The sequence below is a fragment of the Paenibacillus sp. SN-8-1 genome, from assembly GCF_050995535.1.
Lineage (GTDB): Bacteria > Bacillota > Bacilli > Paenibacillales > Paenibacillaceae > Fontibacillus.
Window position 1 is genome coordinate 106,314 of sequence record NZ_CP194782.1, and the last position, 19,419, is coordinate 125,732.

Genomic DNA, 19,419 nt, shown 5'->3' on the forward strand with positions numbered 1-19,419 from the left:
GTTTGCATCTGGAGGATTATTAGTTAAAATTAAAATATATAGAGCCTATTGTTATCGAGGAAGTCTGAATCTTCAGCAAGGCTGCGGCTCACTAATGGAGGGGAATATGGATAATCTGAATAAGACCGGCAAGAAGCAAATTGCCTTAAATATTATCAGCGGCAACGAGAAGAGTAATAAACACAAGGGCTTTGGCGCGGGTTCGATTGACCTGAACAGCGTATCGCCGATCATTATCGATGGCGGTGAAGCGAAGATTGACATCGGAGCTATGCACGCGAAGAGTAAGGTCGAGCGGGGAATCAAATTCTCCGCGAATAAAGAGGACGTGCCGAACGGACGTCAAGTTTGGTTGGTATGGGTTGCGGTGGACCGCACGCCGGAAGGGCAGCTGTATGGCGGAGCAACGGCGTGTGAGATGCTGATCGATACCGAGGCGAAGCGCGGATGGAAGATTCTCGCCGACCACGTAAATAAGCTGGATTATGCGATCAAACGCCGTATTATGCTGGATGAGCTGGGCCCGGTAGAAAAGCAGGCGCTGCGTACGCTGCTAATCACACATAATGAAGATTGGTGGAATCGTTCCTCCAGCGAGCTGAAGAGTGCACTTGAGGGATAATTAAGAGGGATCACATAAGGATCCTCTTTGATGTTTTATTATTGATTAGCCCAATATAAATTTAACCGATAAAATAAGCGATTAAATACCACGCTTGGACATTTTGTTGGTGAAAATAGGAATGGATAGAGTTTTCAGATGAGTTCTGAGCTCTATCCATTTCTTTTGGTTAATTACAATAACATTGTTGATCAGTAAATTGAGCCCTCGATCATTGAACTGTCGTTCCCGGTTAGCTTAATCCCCTGGCAATATGTATGGAAGAAATTCAAGAATATCTATCGGGGAGTGAGCAAATTTGGATGGAAACGTTGATTCCAGCACACCCGCTTCTCCATCTCCCCAAAGTGCGGCGACACTCTTCATCCGAGCTGCGTCAGCAGCACGAATGTCTGAAGGTTGGTCACCGATATATACACAACAATCATGAGATACATTTAACTGTCTCATCGCAAGCTCCAGGGGATCGGGGAAAGGTTTATGCCTTATCGTATCTTCTTGCGTTACAATAGCGTCAAATAAGGCATCCAAGCCTTTTGATTGAAGTTCATTCATGACATGAATACGCCGTTTTGAAGAAACAATGCCCATACGGTAACCTCTCCGCTTCAACTCAATCAATAACTCCGGTATTTCAGAGTAACAAGGGATTTGGTCGGCCCTTTCATGGTAGTAACTTGTCCCACATTCAAGAATTTGCCTTGCCAAATCCTCATCAAACCACTCCTTGTAGACAACTGGAACAGGTCTTCCAACTAGTTGAGAAAATTCTTCTTCTGTTGGATCTCTTCCGAGTATTTGTTGGAATCCAAAACGTGTTCCTTCTTTTGCTAAAAACTCACTATCTAATAGGGTCCCATCAAGGTCCCAAAGAACAACTTTAATCAAAGTGAATCCTCCTCAGCTCAGAAGTTCTCTTGCCTATTTAGACTGAAGTTGGAGATAAAAGCTAGAGACAGAAGATAAAATAGAGATTACAGATTGGAGCTTGGGGATCGGCCCGCTAGAGCGTCATTCCTGTTCGGCTGCGGGTTGCTCGCCCTGAAATAGAAGCAATCTGGATGCCTTAGGCATCTTGGCAACGACCAGCTGGTAGGATTCCTGCAGCATGGCAGTAATGACCTCGTCCGGTACCTGCCCGTTCAGCAGGACAGTATTCCAATGGCGCTTATTCATATGGTAGCCAGGGATAACGGCGCCCGGATAACTCTCGCGCTGAATCCAGGCTTCATCAGGGGAGGTCTTGAGATTAACGGACTCCACTTCAAGATGATTTCCGAGGAGGGCGAACATTTTGCTGCCAACATAGAGTACCGGGAGGCCGGGGTCAAAAGGATAACGAAGGCTGGTTCCCGGGTAACCGAGGCCCAGCTCGATGAGCTCCTGATGATTCATATAGGGATCATACTCCTTTCGTGAAAGATGCTGTTCTTATGGGGATATGGATTATTAGGTATGTATAGGCTCTTTCTCCATAGTGTATCTGGACCCCATTCATAATTCAATGGATGCCGGGGCTGTTATAACCGGTCCTGAGAGGGAAAGCATAGAAGCATAGAGGTAAAAGAGTAAAGAGGCAGAGCAGAAGAGCCGCAGAGTGTAATCCACAAGCAGCTATTCCTCAGGCAAAAGTGGCAGTCCAGACCCTCGCAAGAGGTTTGAACTGCCACTTTTGTTTTTGTATGAAAAGAATACAGCTGGCGGACGTGAGCTTATGCTTCCTTGTCTTTGCCAAGCAGGACGGTTAGTCCAAGCAAGGTGACCAGAATAGTCGCGCCCATATCGGACATGACGGCGATCCAGAGCGTAAGCAGGCCTGGAATCGTCAGCAGCAGGGCGATCAGCTTCAGACCGAGGCTGATGCCAATGTTCCAGCGGATAATCCGGTTCGAGAGACGGGCGACCTTGATCGCCGTCGGCAGCTTGCCGAGATGATCCTGCATCAGGACGATGTCAGCCGTCTCAACGGCACTGTCGGTGCCCTTGCCCATCGCAATCCCCAGCTGTGCCGTGGCGAGTGCTGGCGCGTCATTAATGCCATCACCAACCATGGCGATGCTTCCTCTAGCTGCCAGCTCCTTGATCTTGTCGACCTTCTGCTCCGGCAGGAGACCGGCGTACCAATCCGTGACGCCAGTCGCCTGTGCAACCGCCTCAGCTGTACCTGCGTGGTCACCGGTCAGCATGACCGTATGTTCAATCCCGGCCTGGTGCAGCCGCTTGATCACGTCCCGGCTCTCGGCGCGAATCTGGTCCGCGAGCCCGGCAATGCCCAGAACATGCTTTGCATCAGCTACAAGGACAATAGTTAGACCCGCCTTTTTCATTCGGCTAAGGTCGTCTTGTACCCGCTCTCTATCCGAAGAGGACAGGGAGACGTGCTGGAGCAGCTGCTCATTCCCGGCCCAGTAACGAGCTCCCTCAATATCCCCCTGAATCCCTTGGCCAGGCAGGGTAATCAGGTCATTAACCGGGGCAAAATGGGTGATCCCCGACTCTTCGGCCTTGCGGACCACCGCCTCGGCTAGCGGGTGAAGAGAGGATTGCTCCATGGCTCCGGCTACGGCGTAGAAGTGCTCCGGGTCGTATACTGCTTCCTGAATTACAGCAGGACGGCCCTCGGTGAGCGTTCCGGTCTTGTCGAAGGCGATCATGTTGATTTTGCCAAGCTGCTCCAGATGGATGCCGCCTTTGATCAACACGCCGCTGCGGGCACTGCGGGTCATTCCGCTAACGAGTGCAATCGGTGAGGAAAGCACCAGCGCACACGGACAGCCAACGATCAGGATGGCCAGCCCTTCATATACCCATTTCATCCAGGGTGCTCCAAAGAGCAGGGGCGGGACCAGAACAACAAGTGCTGCAATAATCATAATGGCTGGAGTGTAATATCTCGCAAATTTATCAATGAAAAGTTCAGTCGGCGTCTTGGTGTCTTGCGCTTCCTGTACCAGATGCATGATCTTCGAAAGGGAAGAGTCCTGGTAAGCCTTCTCGATTCTCACCTTCAGAAGCCCCTCGGTATTCACGCTGCCGCCAAAAACAGGATCTCCGGCACTCTTCGAGACAGGGATGGATTCCCCCGTAATAGCTGCTTCATTTACCGCACTGTTCCCTTCGGTAATGATTCCGTCTGAGGGAATCTTCTCTCCGGCACGAACGATAACGATATCGTTCACCTGAAGCCCCTCGATTGCAATGGTCTCCGTCCGGTCTCCGGCCCGGAGAACAACGGCCTGCTTAGGGGCTGCGCTGAGCAGCGCCTCCATCGATTTGCGGGCCCGGCTCATGCCGTAGCCTTCAAGCAGTTCGTTAAGACCGAACAAGATCGCCACCAGAGTGGCTTCCTTCCATTCCCCGATTACTACGGCACCTGCCAAAGCCACGGTCATCAGCGTATCCATATTGAACTTCAATTTAAGCAGATTCTTCAGACCCCGCCAAAAGGTAGAGTAGCCGCTTAACACGATGGCCGCAGCGTAGAAGATAATCAGTGCGGCTGGCGGAAGCACATTTCCAAGTGCAAAGGTGGCAATATACAGGACCGCGGCTGTACTGAGCAGCCATTTGATCAGCTGGCCTTCGTGCCCGCCGTGATCATGGCCGTGGCCATGGGAGTGGCTGTCCGAATGACTGTGGGCGTGCCCGTGATCATCGTGATGGTGGTCAAGTCCACCGTGATCGTGGCCATGCGAGTGTTCGGGCGAATGATCATGTGCGTGACCGTGATGATCGCGATTATGCCCGCTTTGCTGATCGTGCGATTGGGAATGACTGCGGGCGGCATAGTCACGATCGGCCGGTCTGCTGTTAGCAGATGCGGTTGAATCCGCTGAATTCCCCGCATGGGAGTTGGCGCGGCCGGATTTTGCAGCGGATGCTTCACCAGTGGATCGTGAGTCACCTGAATGTGTGCCTTCAGGAAGGACCAAGGTGGCACCGTCGCTCTTGAGAATTTTGCTGACACGGGAGAGGTCTACGTTAGGATTCACAATCAGCCGGCTGCTGTTATAGTGAAGCGCGGCGTCCTCGCCATGCGCAAGCTTGCGAATCTCGTCCTGCAGCTCCCGGGCACAATTCGCGCAGGATAGCCCTTGTACTCTGAATTCAGCTTTGGAACTTGCGGATGAGTTACTCATGGTCGCTCTTCTCCCTTTGGTGCTCCAGCGTCATGGCGATTAGCGTCTGGATATGATGGTCCTTCAGCGAATAATAGACGTTCTTGCCTTCCTTGCGTGACTTCGTAATATGTGAGGACTTCAGCTGCCTTAGATGATGGGAGGCGGTGGCTACGGAACAATCCAGCAATGCCGCAATGTCGCATACACACAGCTCTTTGCCTTGATCGAGCAGAAAAGCGATTTTTACACGGTTAGGATCAGATAACGATTTGAAGATTTGGGCCATGCCCACGATCTCCTCTTCCTGCAGCAGGTTCCGCAGCTTGGAGGTGATTTCTTCATGCTCACAGGTCATTTCACATACTTCAAGTTGGGTACGGGACTCAGTTGCCATGGCCTATCGCTTCCTTTCGGGTCATCATTCAAACGTTCATTTGATTGTTATGAGGTTACTATAACTCATTTCTATAAGATATTCAAATCTTTGTTTGAATGTTAGGGCTTTTCTCCTAGCGGTTGTGAATTTAGAGGCAAAGGGGTGGGGTAAGATGGCCCGGGAATTAAGTTGCGAGGGTTAGGTGAGGATTTTGCGGGGCTTAAAGATCCGTAAGGGGATTGCAAGGGGTTCGTAAAAGTTCTGCAAAATCTCTGCAAAATCTCTGTAAGTGCTCCGTGAAAAGCTCTGTAGATACTCCGTATAAGCACCGTAAAAGCACCGTAAAAGCACCGTGTTGTTATCCGGCAGCTGTCTGAGTTGGGGGAGTATACTATCTACCCGCTAACCCTCTTTCATCGGTGTAACAAGGCGGATTAAAAGCCCGGAAGATTCGTTCATAGAAAAGTGAACTTTCTACCAGGCTTTGCTGCTGTTAGCGTAGCTTAACCCTTTTGGGTTGGCCCATTTCAATAGGATACAGTTCTCTAGAGCTACATGTTAGCGTAGCTGTAACCATTCTAGATGGGGTCCATATCAATAGGATACCGGTCACTCGGGCTTTGCTATAACTGCTAGCTTGGACGTAACCCCTGAAATGTCCCGAATATCCGGCCGTCTTTGGCTTTGACCGATACATAGGGATGGTCCTTGATGTTGAACCGCCAAGGCTTGGCCGCATACTCCTCGGCATAATCGATGTTGATGCGCGGAGACTCCACGATATCAAATTCCTGATCCTCGTCTCCGGCTTCAAGCCAGATCGGTCCGCCGGGAGTGCGCAGGTCCAGCCCGTTCAGCGACCTGTCAATACGCAGGGCACGGCACAGCTTGCCGGGGCCATTGCTCAGATCCGCAGGCTTGCGGGACTTGATATCCCGGTATTTGGACATGACCAGTCTGTCCAATTCCGTCAGCGGCTCGGTTGCCCGGATGAGCACGGCTTGCGGATCATCCTCTTGGCCTGTCACGACGTTCAGACAGCTGTACATCCCGTAGATCAAATACACATACGCGGGGCCTCCTTCGCCGAACATGACCCTGGTTCTGTCGGTGCGGCGGCCTCCAAAAGCGTGGCTGCCCTTGTCCTCCACGCCTCCGTAAGCTTCGGTCTCGATAATTCGAGAGCGGATCTCCCCGTCTTCCGTACGACGGACAAGGGTATGTCCGAGCAGGCGGGGGGCTGCCTCAAGCGCGGTCATCTGGTAGATCGAAGCCGGAAGTCTATCTTTATCACTCATGGTACTGTCTCCTTCGCGAGAGCCGGATATATTTACTTTCATGTTATATAACCCGGCTCACGGAGGCAAATCAGGAATAGGATGACCCCATTATTTGTTCATCCACCAGCGCTTGAGGTCGCCCCACCACGAGCTGTCTTTGGACTTTCCGTCCTTGGCCTCCGCCGGTGCGGGGGTGCCTTTGCCGCCATGATCACTGCAATACTCCTTCGGCTCGGTTCCCTTGATGAACATCTCAAGGCGCTGATTCGCCGCACACTCGGCTGTGGCCAGCTTGCCGGACTGAGGATCAACGTACACATTGACCACCCCATCCGGGATAGGGAAAATCTTCGGCGGCACCTTCTCCAGCGCCTTCTCCGTGAACTGGGCGAAGATCGGCGCGGCTTTGCGCGACTCTGCGGTCTCTAGGATCTTGCCCTTGTCATAGCCGACCCAGACGGCGGTGGACAGCTCGGGGGTGAAGCCGACGAGCCAGGCGTCGGTGTGGGTCGTGCCGGTCTTGCCGGCGACAGGGCGTTTCATTACCGCGGATACACGGTTGCCTGTGCCCCCGGTCTCGAACACGCTCTCCATCAGATGCGTCATCACATACGCGGCGGCGGGCTCGACAATCTGCTCCTGCGGCGGAGGCGTGTTCTCGTAGAGGACTTCGCCGCTGCTGTCGGTGATTTTCACGATGGCCGTGGGCTTAACGCTCTTGCCCTGGTTGCTGATCACGGCGAAGGCCGAGGCCATCTCAAAAGGACTCACCGGCGAGGTCCCGAGCGCAAGCGAAGGAACGGGCTCCATCGGGCTGTCAATGCCCATGCGGCGGGCCATGTCGATGACATGGTTCGCCCCAACGGTCAGGATCGTATTGACCGCGTAAATATTGTCGGAGGCGGCGATCGCTTGCCGCATGTCGATCTCGCCGAGGTATTTTTCCCCGAAATTGCGCGGGCTGTACGTCTTGCGGTTCCCGTCGTAGTGGAACATGGTCGGCTCGCTGTTGAACATGCTGGCTTCGGTCATTTTGCGGGAAGATAGGGCAGTCAGGTACATAATCGGCTTGAACGACGAGCCGGGTTGCCGCGTCTTGGCCAGGACATGATTGTACTGGTTCTGTGTGTAATTCGTTCCACCGACGAAGGCCTTGATATACCCATTTCGCGGGTCAATTGACACCAATGCGGCCTGCAGGTCCGGGCTTCCGCTTGTGCCGCTTGAGACTGCGGTCTCGGCTGCTTTTTGAGCCTGCATATCCAGAGTGGAGTAGATCGTCAAGCCCCCGTGTTCCAGCAGACTCTCGTCGATGCCAAGCTGATTCACCACAATATTCCGTACATAATCACGGAAATAGGGAGCATCATCCCCGGTGGTGCGCTGGGAAGGCGACTTGAAATTAAGCAGCTGTGCATAGGCATCATCAGCCTGCTGCTGGGTAATCGCGCCAGTCTCAACCATCGTCTTCAGTACGATGCGCTGGCGGTCCTTGGCGTTCTTCATGGAGTTATACGGCGAATAGTAGGTCGGCCCTTTCGGAATTCCGGCGAGCATGGCGCTCTCTCCAAGCGTTAACGCCTTGGCCGGCTTGCCAAAATACATCTCGGACGCCGCCTCCACCCCATACGCTCCGTGCCCGTAATACACTTCATTTAAATACATTTGCAGGATCTCGTCCTTGCTGTATTTCATCTCAAGCTGGGCTGTATACATGGCCTCCTTCGCCTTGCGGGTCCAGGTGCGCTCATGAGACAGATACAGGTTGCGGGCAAGCTGCTGGGTCAGGGTGCTGGCCCCCTGAACGGTGCTGAGGTGCTCAATATTTACAAGCACAGCGCGGGCCATGCCTTTCACGTCAAATCCGATATGGTTATAAAAATTACGGTCTTCCACAGCCAATGTAGCGTGTATGAGATCTGGCGCAATCTGATCCAGCTTCACGCTGATCCGGTTCTTGGCCCCGGAGGAAAAGGTCGCAATCGTCTCACCGCTTATATCCACGAGCCGGGAGTTACGGTCGGAATCTGCCGTCGGCAGCGGCGTATTGGCGAGATAGATCAAGATTCCCCCAATCGTACAGATGCCGAGAATGGCGGTGATCAGGGCAATTCTAAAGAACAGCCGTAAGCCCCGGCGGGGTCTGCGGCCGCTTCGTGATAGTCGCTGCATCGTAAGTAGGTGCCTCCTTCTCCTTCTGGCTTGGTGCGTGATGCGGGACGTGGGTTGTTGGGTTGTTAATTAATTGTTGATGGCAACTGGCTGTTGGTTAATAGCTAAAGGCTAGAAGCTAAAGGCACATGAAAATGACTAATCGGAGATAGCAAATCGCAGCTACGTTACTGCTGGATGCTAGTTACTAATTGCTAGTTGGTGACTGGCACCTGGCCAGGCCTATTTTTCAGTATGGGAAAGTTTGGGGCAGTTATTCACTTGGAGAGGTAAAGGGACGGGGAAGGCAGAGAAACTTTTTTGAAGCAAAGGGCGATAAAGACTTAATTGCGGAAGGTTTTTCCTGGGAAGATATAGAAGATTAACAAGAGGAATGCAGCTAAGACTTGAGGGGTTGAACGAATGAGTGATCGATTAAGCAAAGCTAAGCGCAGACTGATCCTGACGGCCAAGTGGGTGCTGAATTATTGGTATACTCTGCTCATACCTTATGTAGGGGCGGGGTATGGGCTGTATTATTGGGCCAACAACTACCTGGATGTGATCGTGTGGGTATCCGGGCCAGATGCGAGCGGGGGATGGAAGCATTTTATGCTATCTTTTGTGGGGATTCCTGTCCTGCTGCTGGCAGTCGCATACTGGTTCGTGCCTCTGGTGGCTGTGGTCATCATGTATGCAGCATGGCTAATCTCTGGAAAAAGGTCTGGAAGCCCGAGTATGAAAGGGTACCTGGAGGAGCTGTCTCAATAAGCCGCGTACACATGGATACGAATAGGGGGATGTTCGGATGGAAAAGAACGAATTTGTTGAATTCACAGCCCTGACTAACTATCTTAAAGAACTTGGCCTCAATCCAGCAGAGTATTTGAGCAGAGAAGAATTGAAGAGATATACAGAGGTTGGAGAAGCATATGTAGGCATGTCGAGTGAAACCTTCAGGGATGAGCTGAAAGCCGTGATTATGGCGATGGTGGAGCGGCATTTGAGGTAATGAGTGTAGTTTGTTTTATGGGTGAAACGGAGAGGAGCGGTTGATATGAGTAATCAGCATCCTGCGGAGACCAACAATACACCTAAAATTAAATTGGGGCGGGCCATCCAAGTCAGGCTTGTCTCTGATCTGAAGAAATCACAGGAGTATTACAGCCATGTACTTGGTTGTACAATCGACGGCTGGGGCCATGCTGAGAGAGATGATATGGTGTTCCTTTTGCAGCAGGCTTCTTCTATAAATGATGTAAGACCGAACGCAGTCGCGCAAAAGCGCTCCGATTACCCAACCGAATGGGAAGGTCCGGACTATGCGTGGGACTCTTTTATAAGCATATCATGGGAAGGGTTGGACGCTTTCGTAGAGGAAGTACGGGACAAAGGTGGAATGATATCCACCGAGCCATTCACTGGCTCACATGGAGGCTGGGAGTTCAAGAACGCATGTATTCAGGATCCGGACGGATATAACCTGGTGTTGGGCGCTATGCGTGTGATCAATGCGGATAGTAGCAAGTAAGGAATATTGCTGAATTAGACGTGAGATTAAGGGTATTGGGACAGATCCTCCGAGGGAGGGCTGTCTCTTTTTTGTACGTCTGCGTGGTAGGTTACACAGTGTGATGCCGCGTACTCTCCTGTAGAAACATGGAAGGTATGGGGTTGAGGTACATAGAATTATATAAAGGGAGTATGGTTTGAATGCTGAGGTTAGTAGATTTCAAGTTAGTTTATTGGTGTAAAAATCCGATACCTTAAGGGATGCGGGAAAAGTGGAGATTAAAAAAGCAATTAGAAGAGACTTGAAATATTATGTGAATTCACATAACAACAGGCATAACCAACAATTGCACTATTTTGCATTCCTATTTGCACTTCTTGGTTGGATTTTTCTTTTTATTAATCTCTGGGCTACCTTAATATTTGCACTACTGCATTACATCTTATCATGGGTAGGCCATTTTTACTTTGAGGGAAATAAACCAGCATCATTTAGATATCCATGGGTCGGGTTTTACGCTGGGTTTATCTGGTTTTTCGTAAGGACTTTTGAATTGATCACGAATAGAGAAGTGCTAGTAAGATGGGTTGAGGATTGAGATATGAATTTGAGGAAGATTCGAGGAAGGGCTCGGCCTCGTATAACAGCGCAGCCTGAGGCTGAGTGGCGTGGCCACCCGGCCCTGGCGGGGCTTAAGCCTCTCGGGTTTGTGGATACAAGAACTTACACGAAGTTATTGATGAGCTATAAAAAATTATTACTAAGGTTACAATCATGGAGGTAAGACAGACAAATATGAGGGAAATAAATTGGAGAAGAATGAAAGAAAAAAGATATAGAGGGATATTTGTGTTATTCAGTATGGTTTATTTCTATTTACATATTAATTTGTTTAATCAAGATGTTAAATCTGTAATTATCTATATTATTCTATTGTTCTCATATAACTATATAGCCAGAAAGAAACGGGAAAGGAGTTTTAGTTCGCAGGTTCTTTTTGACGTGTTAAGTACTTGGAAATATTCATTATATTGTATTGTGGCTTTTGGAATGATTATAGATAATGTCTTTAAAGTAAAACTTGAGAATGAACATTTTTTAATTAGTTTTTTTGTCATATTGATCTCATTATTGGAAGCAATAACTGGCTTTAGATCATTAAGAGAAAACAGGCATTAGGTTCTTGTAAATGTAGGTGCCACCGAGAAAATAATGATTCGTGTAATAATGTATTCACGCTGCAGGTCTATCGCCCTTTGGTTGACAGATGTATAGTCATGGAAGAAGCTCAGTCAACGCCCCAACCCAACCCAAGATAAGGGTTGGGTTGGGGCGTATCGTTAATACAATAAGCATTGCACTACTAGCAAGGAGGACTTATCCAATGTCTTGGCTGCAGTTTAGTTTATTTATTACAATCTACTTATTTTTAGTTTCAGCCAGTTTTATAAGTTATTTTAAAGTAAAGAAAAAAATCCTTTATTATACAGCATCACCAGTAAACTGAATATTACAAATGGTAATTTTATTGTTTGGTTTGAATGCAAAGTCTGACTTTATTGAAAGAAACGAAGTTGTACTTATTCTAATTTTTACAGCGATGGTTGTTTTATTAACTGCACAAATCTTATTTTTTGTTGTTGTATGTATGATAGAGCTTACGAAATTTATAAATAATGATTCTGACTTTAACAGTTCCATGCCTAAATATCAGGGCGGTGCACTAATTGTTTTACTGATTTTGATGCTTATAGTTCCTAGTATCATTTATGGGATGTTTTATGAGTTATGGGTGGATTATGTGAGTGTGGTTAATCAAAGTGAACTAAAAATGGGAATGTATGATTTCATATATTTTGCTTTCGGTATAAATTATTCACTTCCAATGTCAGGAACACTGATAAAATTGCAAGATCTTATAAACGTGAACTATTACTTAAGAACCGTACAAATAATCCATATACTCTCGGCGAAACTACTAGAACTGATTTTAATTGGCTTTATTATTTCGAAGATAACAAAACTATTAGAAAAAAATAGAGAGGACTTTTATGTATCTGAAGAAATAAAGCGACTATATAAACTAAGAAATCAAAAAATAATAACAAATGAACAATATGAACAAATAAAGCAGTCCATAATCAATAGAATTTCTTAAAGTGTTTATTTGGAGGGCAATACCCTCGTCTAACAGCGTATCCGAGGCTAAGTCTTCGACCTGGGGGCGCAAGCGTCCTTAAGCCTCTCAGTTCTGTGCACACAGAAGCGTTAAGTAAAATTGCTGCAAAATTTTTTATGTGAGGTGTACCAATGAAGTCAGTTTCTTCGCTAGATGCTTACCTTAAGGCATCTGAATATATTGATTATTTTGATGATCAAATTCAAGCTCTTATTCGGTCATTTAATCAAAATAATGAAATTGAAAAAATTATAGAAGTATTTCAATTTGTACGAGACAAGATTCATCATTCTTATGACATTAATTCTACGAACGTAACTAGGAAAGCTTCTGAAGTTCTACAACAAGGGCATGGGATCTGTTATGCTAAATCGCATTTGTTTGCGGCCATTTTACGAGGGATGGACATACCATCCGGTATTTGTTATCAGAGACTGACACTTTATGATCAACCAGAAGACGGTCACTGCATACATGCGTTAAACACTGTATATATAAGGCATTTAAACAAGTGGATAAGACTTGATGCAAGGGGTAACAAGAAAGGTATAGATGCTCAATTTTCTATTGAAGAAGAGAAGTTAGCTTTTCCCATAAGGGAAGAATACGGCGAGAGAGACTATCTGATCAATTATTCCGAACCGCATCCGGAAATAATCAAGACATTAGAAACTTACTCAGATTGTATGGAGTTGTATCAACAAGGATTACCGGATCAGTTGTAAGAGTGATGTATAGAAAAACATTTGTACCATCCAACATCGCGGCCGCACTCCTTTCGCTGAAGGTGGTGGGACGTTGTGAATACGGGAACGTTAGGTGAGGTTGTGAACCCAATAACTACTTATGAAATATAGCAAGATCAATAAATTCAGAGGTGTCATCATGATAATAGGATTGGTAAGACATTATAAAGTGCTTATTAATACACCGGGTTACTGGATGACACCAGTTGAATTCCGTGAGTGGATTGATCTGTACAACAACTCAAGTATTGATCGTACAAATCTTACAAATACGGATGTGAACTGGGATGCTTGTTATTCGAGTAATATGTCAAGGGCAATACATACGGCGGGTACTATTCACCAAGGTGAAATCATAATAACCGAAGATCTTAGGGAAATAGATATTAGCCCTTTTTTTAATCTAAACCTAAAGCTGCATCTAAATATGTGGTTGATTTTAGGAAGAGTAGGTTGGATACTTAAGCATCGCTCTCAGGAAGATAAGACACAAACAATGGAGAGAGCAAAGAAAATAATTACTATGATAGAAGATAGCCACGAAAAGTATGAGAATGTGTTAATTGTAACCCATGGTGCCTTTATGACGGTGCTCAGGCGTGAACTTATGAATAGGGGATACAAGGGTAGTAACTTCACAAAACCGAAGAATGGTAAGATATATAAATTTTCAAAGAACTATTGAGACTAACTTAAGGATGCCGCCATACTTCATATAACACAGCATTTACGCATCGGGCTTATGCTCTAGGTCACAGATGTGACTCGAAGAAGAAAATTGTTCTGACCAAACCCCTTATAGCAAGGAGACTTCGGAAATGGATACTTCTCCAAAGCATATAGTGACCGCCGCTGCGGTTGTTTTAAATGATAATAACTAAATTCTACTCATTAATGGACCAAAGAGAGGATGGGAGATACCCGGGGTTGAGGAAGGTGAATCCATTCATTCGGCAAGGAAGGTTAGGAGAAATTTATAAATAATAGGAGGGCTTAGCTTTGCATGTAACCTTTAAGTACTCTGAAAGAGAATTCATCTCGGCAATGAAGCAGATTCATAATTCAAAAAGAATAGTTTTTGATTTTGTACTCGCAATTGCTTTATTTTCTTATGGAGTCTATTCGCTAATGAGTGACTCTAATGATATTCTAGATACGATTTTAGTCGTGATTTCTTTAATTTTTCTTTTTATTTCGGTGGCAAAATTGTTCATTGTTCCAAGAATGGCCTTTCGAAGAGAACCCAAGTTCAAGGAAGAATACCATTTGTTATTTAATGATGATGGAATCTTATTTAAAGCTGGGGGAATCAACTCGAATATAACATGGGACTACTATAATGGCATCAAAGAAACCAAAGATTTCATTTATTTATATTATGGGAAAAGGGGCTATTCCATTATCCCCAAAAGAGCTTTTGAAAATAATGAGGAAGTAAACAAGTTCTTAACCATGTTAAGATCCAAAATAACAACTTAGTATGATAGTGACGACTTGTGAAAAACCACATTATTTAAGAATTAAATAAAAAGACTTAAACTCTTAAAACAGGTGATAATTGAATGATCAGAGGAATTAGTTTTGAAATCCCTAATGAATACGGTAGATTTCTCGGACAAATACTGAAGCCATTTAAAGTAGAAGAATATCATTGGTGGGTTGGAGGAGAAGAGTCGTATGCTCTAGCCAATGGAGAACTAGTGGAGCTTTTTCCGGGGTTAATAGAAGATATGTAAGGAAGGACCCTAAAAGATATTATCGAAAATAATGAATATTATTTGATATTTCAAAATATAAAAGCTTTTCCCCTAAAAAGTAAAACATACGAAATTAAGACTTACGACGGCTTTCTAAATAGCAGTTGTGTACTCGCATTGTTAGTAATAGATAGTTCTTATATTGCCGTCTATTGCAAAGATCCTGGATTGATAGAGGGATTATATAATAACGCCAAAGAGCAGGGATATCTAAATCTAAATTACATAACTAATGAAAATGACTTTAGAACTCGGTTGTCTGTCTGGTAGTGATTTATGATAGTTAATCAATAAAGGCAAAGATATCGGATAACAAAAATAGTGAGGCTACGTCTTTGTCCCGGTGCTGTGCTACCTTAAGCCTCTCGGTTCACTAAATACCAGAATGTAAGGTGAAACCACCCAAAAGTTCGCAGGGTCTAAATTCTCAACTTATTCTATTTAATGTATAATGTTGGGAGATTGTATCAAACCCTAAAGCATAGGGTAATCAGGGAGATTTGACTATGAAGAAAATAACTGTATTTCTATTAGCTGTTGTTGTGTTGGTTGGAGCTTCTTCATCCGCTTATGCACACTCTGGACGAACGGATAAGAATGGCGGACATAATTGCTCGGCTAAATCAATACAAAAAGGGCTTTGTAAGGGATATCATTATCATAACAAGAAAAGATAATATCACATTTTCGATCATGAAAAGTTGAAAGTACATTAATTAAACCCAGCTTAGTCTTCAAGCTGGGTTTAATTAATAAGATCTTTTGCGTCCTGTGGAGGTTTTCAGCTCCTTGGTTCGCAAGGCGATCGGCAGAGGACTGGACTCAGGCGAACACGTTATGAGGTAAAGATCTAACAGACCTCGGAACTGCGCCTGCCTTAAGCCTCTCGGGATCTTAGATACAAGAACGTTAATGTGAACTTTAGCAATGAACTTTGTAAGCGAGGTCTGCAGAAATGAATGTTCTCGGTTTTAGCCATATAACATTGAATGTGAGTAATTTGGAAAGATCACTGAGTTTTTATTGTAACTCATTGAAAATGAAGCTCAGGCATAAAGGGAATACGGATGCATGCCTGGAATGGGGAACAGCTTGGATATGCCTGATACAAGGGAACAACTTAGGAAGCCTTGAACAGGGAAATGTCGGAGTAGATCATGTGGCATTTTATATAGGTGAGGAGGACTTTCAAGAAGCGGTAGAGCAAATTAAGAAGTTGAACATAACCATAGTAAGAGGGCCGGTACAAAGAGGAAGAGGATGGAGTATAAACTTTTTAGACCCGGATGGTATCGAATTGGAACTGCATACTTCGAGTTTAGATGAACGGATGAAAGTCTGGATATAGGCGGACACTTAGGAGTGAGATCATGAACATTATAATTAAAGAAACAAAAGAAATTGATAAACAAGCCATTCAAGAATTGTTTCACTCTGTGGAGTGGAAATCAGGGGACTTTCCAGATGAACTTAAACAGGCCATAACGAACTCACATTCAGTTATTACTGCGTGGGATAACACCAAATTAGTTGGTTTAATTAATGCTCTGTCTGACGGAGTGATGACGGTATACTTCCATTACATGTTAGTTCATGGAGAATATCAATCATTAGGGATTGGAAAAAGGATGATGAAAGAAATGCTTCGCCGATATACCAATATCAAGACAAAAGTGCTTATTTCTTATGAAAGTGCGGAAGAATTCTATAGAATATTTGGATTTAAGCCAGAAGAAGGAACAAAGGCTATGTTTATTTCGGATGTGGTGTAGGATTGGGGTGTCTTGAACAAGATTCTTTTACAAAAAGAAGGTTGTAAGTAGGCAGCTAAGGATGATAACGCGTGTAAGGCTATAAAAGAAAGAAGGCGAGTTTAGTGAATTCTTCTCCGGAATTATATGAATTCGAATATTTATTTGAGTGTGACGCTAAGCTCGTTGAACCCGATATACCATGGTTCTACTCCGGTGCTACATTTTCAATAAGGAGAGATGAACTTGAAATTGAATTTAGTTTAGTTCCCGAGATCAGCAATGGAGAGATAAAATTATTACATAATAATGGGTTTCAGAACGATCTGGAGGATATTATGTCAAATCAAATAATACATGAAGCAATAAATCTAGTGCAGAGAATTAAAGATACATATCCTGCATTTCAAGGAAGAACAGCAAAAAAAGAAGACATTCTTCAGCTTCAAGACCAATTAAAATTGAAATTACCTACATGGTTTTTAGAACTTTATTCTTCAATACCTATAATAGATGCTGAGTTTAGCTTTCAAGAAGATGAAGCAGATGAAGATTACGATGGCAGGTCATCTGTAATGATCGGTGATATTCAATCAGTATTGGATGAGGGGACAAGGTTTGCTCCGGGAATGTTTTTACAGAAAGAAGAGTTTATATATTTTGCAACGTGTTCTCATGGAAGCGGAGATCCCATATTTTTGAAGTTAAATTCTATTGATGAGCCTGCGGTATATCGGGTATATCATGATGATATTTCAAAGGTCAAAGTTTCGGAGAAATTATCTGAATTCTTGAAGAATGCAACACCTTAATTTATAAGTAACTTGAGGAAGGCCTCAACATCCGATAACACCACGTTCACACATCGGGCATTCGCCGGTCCGCCCGAGGCATTTCGATGAAGTTTATCCAGGCGGACAACCCTGCGAGGCTAAGTCCTCGATCCGGAGCTGACGCGCCTTAAGCCTCTTCACGCTGCGGGACTTTCGCCCCTTGGTTTCAGGTGTATAATTATGGAAGAAGCTCAGACAACAAACGACCCAGCCTAAGATAAGAGCTATCTAAGGCTGGGTCGTTTCGTGAATACAAGAACGTTATCGGAAATCAATGCAAATCTGAAATTCTTAAAATAAAAATATCTACTAGGAGAAGGTGGCTTCATGGACAAGAATTCATTAGAAAGAACAAGCATTATTGATAATGGGGAAAATGGTGTCGTTATCTCGAACGACATAAATAAGAATGTTGTTCATAAAACAAACAGCCTATATTGGGATACAAAAGGCAATGACTTCTTAAAAGCAATCGTGCTCCCTTATTATGGGCCGTTTATCTCAGAAGAAAAATGTCAGCTCTTTGGTGATGTTTCAGGAAAGAAGCTGCTGGAAATTGGCTGCGGAAACGGTCAATCCTTGCAATATCAAGGAGAACGAAAAGCATCTGAACTTTGGGCTGTAGATATCTCTGAAAGACAAATTGAAAAGGCAACGCAACATTTGAAGTCATGCGGAATAACAGCAAAATTGATATGTTCTCCCATGGAAAAAGAATGCGGCATCCGGACCGATTATTTTGACTATGTTTATTCAATTTATGCTATAGGTTGGACCACCGATCTTGAAGGTACTTTTCAACGGATATCTTCTTACCTTAAAAAGGACGGGCTGTTTATTTTTAGCTGGTCTCACCCTATACACAGATGTGTTGCTTCAGAGAATGATATTTTTACTATTAAAAAGAGCTACTTTGATGAATCTTGGTATCCGGTAGCTGTTGATGAAGGTGAGCTATTATTAGCGGATCGTAAATTATCAACCTATGTGAACGCACTGGCAAAAGCGGGATTTGTAATTGAGCAAATGATTGAGCAAACTGATGAAGAGATTATGCAATCGCGGGCCGATAACAGCGATATGGCAAAGAGAGCAAAGATGTTTCCTGTAACTTTTGTGATTAAGGCAAGAAAACTATAAGGTCTCGTGAGAAGGAGAATCATACATCAAGGACATTAGGTGAATCGAGGAAGGCATTGACATCCGATAACACCACATTCACGCTGCGGGACTTTCGACCCTCCATCTGCCGGGGGAATCTCAAAGAAGTGTGTCCAGGCAGACAACTCCATCGACCCCGGGGCTGATGCCCTTAAGCCAGTAAGGTTCGTGAATACTAGAACGTTATACGAAAGTCGGGATGAAATATTATCAGATTGAAGGTGAATTCATTGGAGATAAAGAAACTAGAGAGATTTACAATTGATGACCAAAAGTTACTTGGAAGATTCGGCTATTCATCTGCCTATAAATATAAGGTTACAAGGGACCTGAGTGATCAAAAGACTATAATCAGTATTGAGCTTGTTCGTTTAGAAACCGAGTATGTTAAAGTCTATCCAGAGGAAATGGATGATTTTGAGAGATATAAAAAGTTAATATCACATGATTTATCACTTGGAATATTCAGAAATCGTGAATTAATTGGGGTAGCTATATGTGAACCATATTATTGGAATAAGACACTTTTTATATGGAATTTTCACGTGTCAGAGAGATATCAACGTTGTGGAGTTGGAGTAAGTTTAATGCAAGGTTTAGAAGAACTAGCCAGACTTAAAGGGTTTCGAGCTGTTGGGCTAGAAACGCAAAATACAAATGTCCCAGCAGTTAATTTTTATAAGAAATGTGGATTTGAAATAGAGGGAATAGACTTGTCATATTATACTAATGATGATGTTGAAGACGGTGAAGTGGCTTTTTTTATGAGGAAGAAAATTATCTAAAGAGTGAAAAGATTAAAGGCTATATATAACGAAAGTTTAATAAAAGTATTACAGGAGTTGAACTTAGCATAGCCGGGGAGGCAGTTGCTTCTAATAATACGCCTGGTAGATGGACTGCCTGAGGGATTTCGGAGAAGCGGAATC

The 19,419-nt window shown here is 44.8% G+C and carries 21 protein-coding genes and 2 pseudogenes; 17 read left to right on the plus strand and 6 right to left on the minus strand.

Annotation, left to right across the window (positions count from 1 at the left end; translation table 11 throughout):
• Positions 1-106 precede the first annotated feature (106 nt).
• The gene (locus tag ACRRNK_RS00505) at positions 107-622 is read left to right on the plus strand and encodes a YwhD family protein (RefSeq protein ID WP_433944909.1); all 516 of its coding nucleotides are present in this window, start codon (positions 107-109) and stop codon (positions 620-622) included.
• 237 nt (positions 623-859) lie between these two features.
• Here the strand turns inward: ACRRNK_RS00505 and ACRRNK_RS00510 are convergent, their stop codons facing one another.
• From ACRRNK_RS00510 to ACRRNK_RS00535, 6 genes are all read right to left on the minus strand, one after another.
• Complete coding sequence (locus ACRRNK_RS00510; RefSeq protein ID WP_433944910.1) at positions 860-1,510, minus strand: HAD family hydrolase; 651 nt, start codon at positions 1,508-1,510, stop codon at positions 860-862.
• A 123-nt stretch (positions 1,511-1,633) separates the two neighbouring features.
• Positions 1,634-2,017 (minus strand): MmcQ/YjbR family DNA-binding protein, encoded by a 384-nt coding sequence (locus ACRRNK_RS00515; RefSeq protein WP_433944911.1) that lies wholly within the window; start codon positions 2,015-2,017, stop codon positions 1,634-1,636.
• Positions 2,018-2,334: 317 nt separating this feature from the next.
• A complete protein-coding gene (locus tag ACRRNK_RS00520) occupies positions 2,335-4,761 on the minus strand; it encodes a heavy metal translocating P-type ATPase (RefSeq protein ID WP_433944912.1) in 2,427 nt (808 codons plus the stop codon).
• On the minus strand, positions 4,754-5,137 hold the full coding sequence (locus ACRRNK_RS00525) for an ArsR/SmtB family transcription factor (RefSeq protein ID WP_433944913.1): 384 nt from the start codon (positions 5,135-5,137) through the stop codon (positions 4,754-4,756). Before ACRRNK_RS00525 ends, ACRRNK_RS00520 begins: the two co-directional genes overlap by 8 nt.
• A 614-nt stretch (positions 5,138-5,751) precedes the next feature.
• The gene (locus tag ACRRNK_RS00530) at positions 5,752-6,417 is read right to left on the minus strand and encodes a DNA-3-methyladenine glycosylase (protein WP_433944914.1); all 666 of its coding nucleotides are present in this window, start codon (positions 6,415-6,417) and stop codon (positions 5,752-5,754) included.
• Between the two features lie 90 nt (positions 6,418-6,507).
• Positions 6,508-8,571 carry a transglycosylase domain-containing protein gene (locus ACRRNK_RS00535; protein ID WP_433944915.1) on the minus strand — a complete coding sequence of 688 codons (2,064 nt, stop codon included), beginning with the start codon at positions 8,569-8,571 and terminating at the stop codon, positions 6,508-6,510.
• A 402-nt stretch (positions 8,572-8,973) separates the two neighbouring features.
• Here ACRRNK_RS00535 and ACRRNK_RS00540 point away from each other — a divergent pair, with 402 nt between their 5' ends.
• The 16 genes and pseudogenes from ACRRNK_RS00540 to ACRRNK_RS00615 all read left to right on the plus strand — a co-directional run bounded on the left by ACRRNK_RS00540 (position 8,974) and on the right by ACRRNK_RS00615 (position 19,275).
• Positions 8,974-9,321, plus strand: coding sequence for a hypothetical protein (locus ACRRNK_RS00540; RefSeq protein ID WP_433944916.1), 348 nt, complete (start codon positions 8,974-8,976; stop codon positions 9,319-9,321).
• 37 nt (positions 9,322-9,358) lie between these two features.
• Positions 9,359-9,562: a hypothetical protein gene (locus ACRRNK_RS00545; protein WP_433944917.1), complete on the plus strand. Its 204-nt coding sequence runs from the start codon at positions 9,359-9,361 to the stop codon at positions 9,560-9,562.
• 45 nt (positions 9,563-9,607) lie between these two features.
• Positions 9,608-10,081, plus strand: a complete 474-nt coding sequence (locus ACRRNK_RS00550) for a VOC family protein (RefSeq protein WP_433944918.1) — start codon at positions 9,608-9,610, stop codon at positions 10,079-10,081.
• A gap of 253 nt (positions 10,082-10,334) precedes the next feature.
• Positions 10,335-10,661, plus strand: a complete 327-nt coding sequence (locus ACRRNK_RS00555; protein ID WP_433944919.1) for a DUF962 domain-containing protein — start codon at positions 10,335-10,337, stop codon at positions 10,659-10,661.
• A gap of 918 nt (positions 10,662-11,579) precedes the next feature.
• Positions 11,580-12,221 (plus strand): hypothetical protein, encoded by a 642-nt coding sequence (locus tag ACRRNK_RS00560; protein ID WP_433944920.1) that lies wholly within the window; start codon positions 11,580-11,582, stop codon positions 12,219-12,221.
• Positions 12,222-12,373: 152 nt separating this feature from the next.
• On the plus strand, positions 12,374-12,967 hold the full coding sequence (locus tag ACRRNK_RS00565) for a transglutaminase-like domain-containing protein (RefSeq protein WP_433944921.1): 594 nt from the start codon (positions 12,374-12,376) through the stop codon (positions 12,965-12,967).
• 160 nt (positions 12,968-13,127) lie between these two features.
• A complete protein-coding gene (locus ACRRNK_RS00570) occupies positions 13,128-13,673 on the plus strand; it encodes a histidine phosphatase family protein (protein WP_433944922.1) in 546 nt (181 codons plus the stop codon).
• Positions 13,674-13,806: 133 nt separating this feature from the next.
• Positions 13,807-13,944: pseudogene (locus tag ACRRNK_RS00575) on the plus strand (NUDIX hydrolase); the annotation flags it as partial.
• Between the two features lie 43 nt (positions 13,945-13,987).
• Complete coding sequence (locus tag ACRRNK_RS00580) at positions 13,988-14,467, plus strand: YcxB family protein (RefSeq protein ID WP_433944923.1); 480 nt, start codon at positions 13,988-13,990, stop codon at positions 14,465-14,467.
• Positions 14,468-14,550: 83 nt separating this feature from the next.
• Positions 14,551-15,015, plus strand: a pseudogene (locus tag ACRRNK_RS00585) (DUF2691 family protein).
• A 236-nt stretch (positions 15,016-15,251) separates the two neighbouring features.
• Positions 15,252-15,422 (plus strand): YHYH domain-containing protein, encoded by a 171-nt coding sequence (locus ACRRNK_RS00590; RefSeq protein ID WP_433944924.1) that lies wholly within the window; start codon positions 15,252-15,254, stop codon positions 15,420-15,422.
• A gap of 278 nt (positions 15,423-15,700) precedes the next feature.
• Entirely contained in the window at positions 15,701-16,093 is a 393-nt protein-coding gene (locus tag ACRRNK_RS00595) for a VOC family protein (protein ID WP_433944925.1), read from the plus strand.
• A 22-nt stretch (positions 16,094-16,115) separates the two neighbouring features.
• Positions 16,116-16,517 carry a GNAT family N-acetyltransferase gene (locus tag ACRRNK_RS00600; RefSeq protein WP_433944926.1) on the plus strand — a complete coding sequence of 134 codons (402 nt, stop codon included), beginning with the start codon at positions 16,116-16,118 and terminating at the stop codon, positions 16,515-16,517.
• A 104-nt stretch (positions 16,518-16,621) separates the two neighbouring features.
• The gene (locus ACRRNK_RS00605) at positions 16,622-17,308 is read left to right on the plus strand and encodes an SMI1/KNR4 family protein (RefSeq protein ID WP_433944927.1); all 687 of its coding nucleotides are present in this window, start codon (positions 16,622-16,624) and stop codon (positions 17,306-17,308) included.
• Between the two features lie 348 nt (positions 17,309-17,656).
• Positions 17,657-18,469 (plus strand): class I SAM-dependent methyltransferase, encoded by an 813-nt coding sequence (locus ACRRNK_RS00610; RefSeq protein ID WP_433944928.1) that lies wholly within the window; start codon positions 17,657-17,659, stop codon positions 18,467-18,469.
• Between the two features lie 242 nt (positions 18,470-18,711).
• A complete protein-coding gene (locus tag ACRRNK_RS00615) occupies positions 18,712-19,275 on the plus strand; it encodes a GNAT family N-acetyltransferase (RefSeq protein ID WP_433944929.1) in 564 nt (187 codons plus the stop codon).
• The last annotated feature ends 144 nt before the right edge of the window (positions 19,276-19,419 follow it).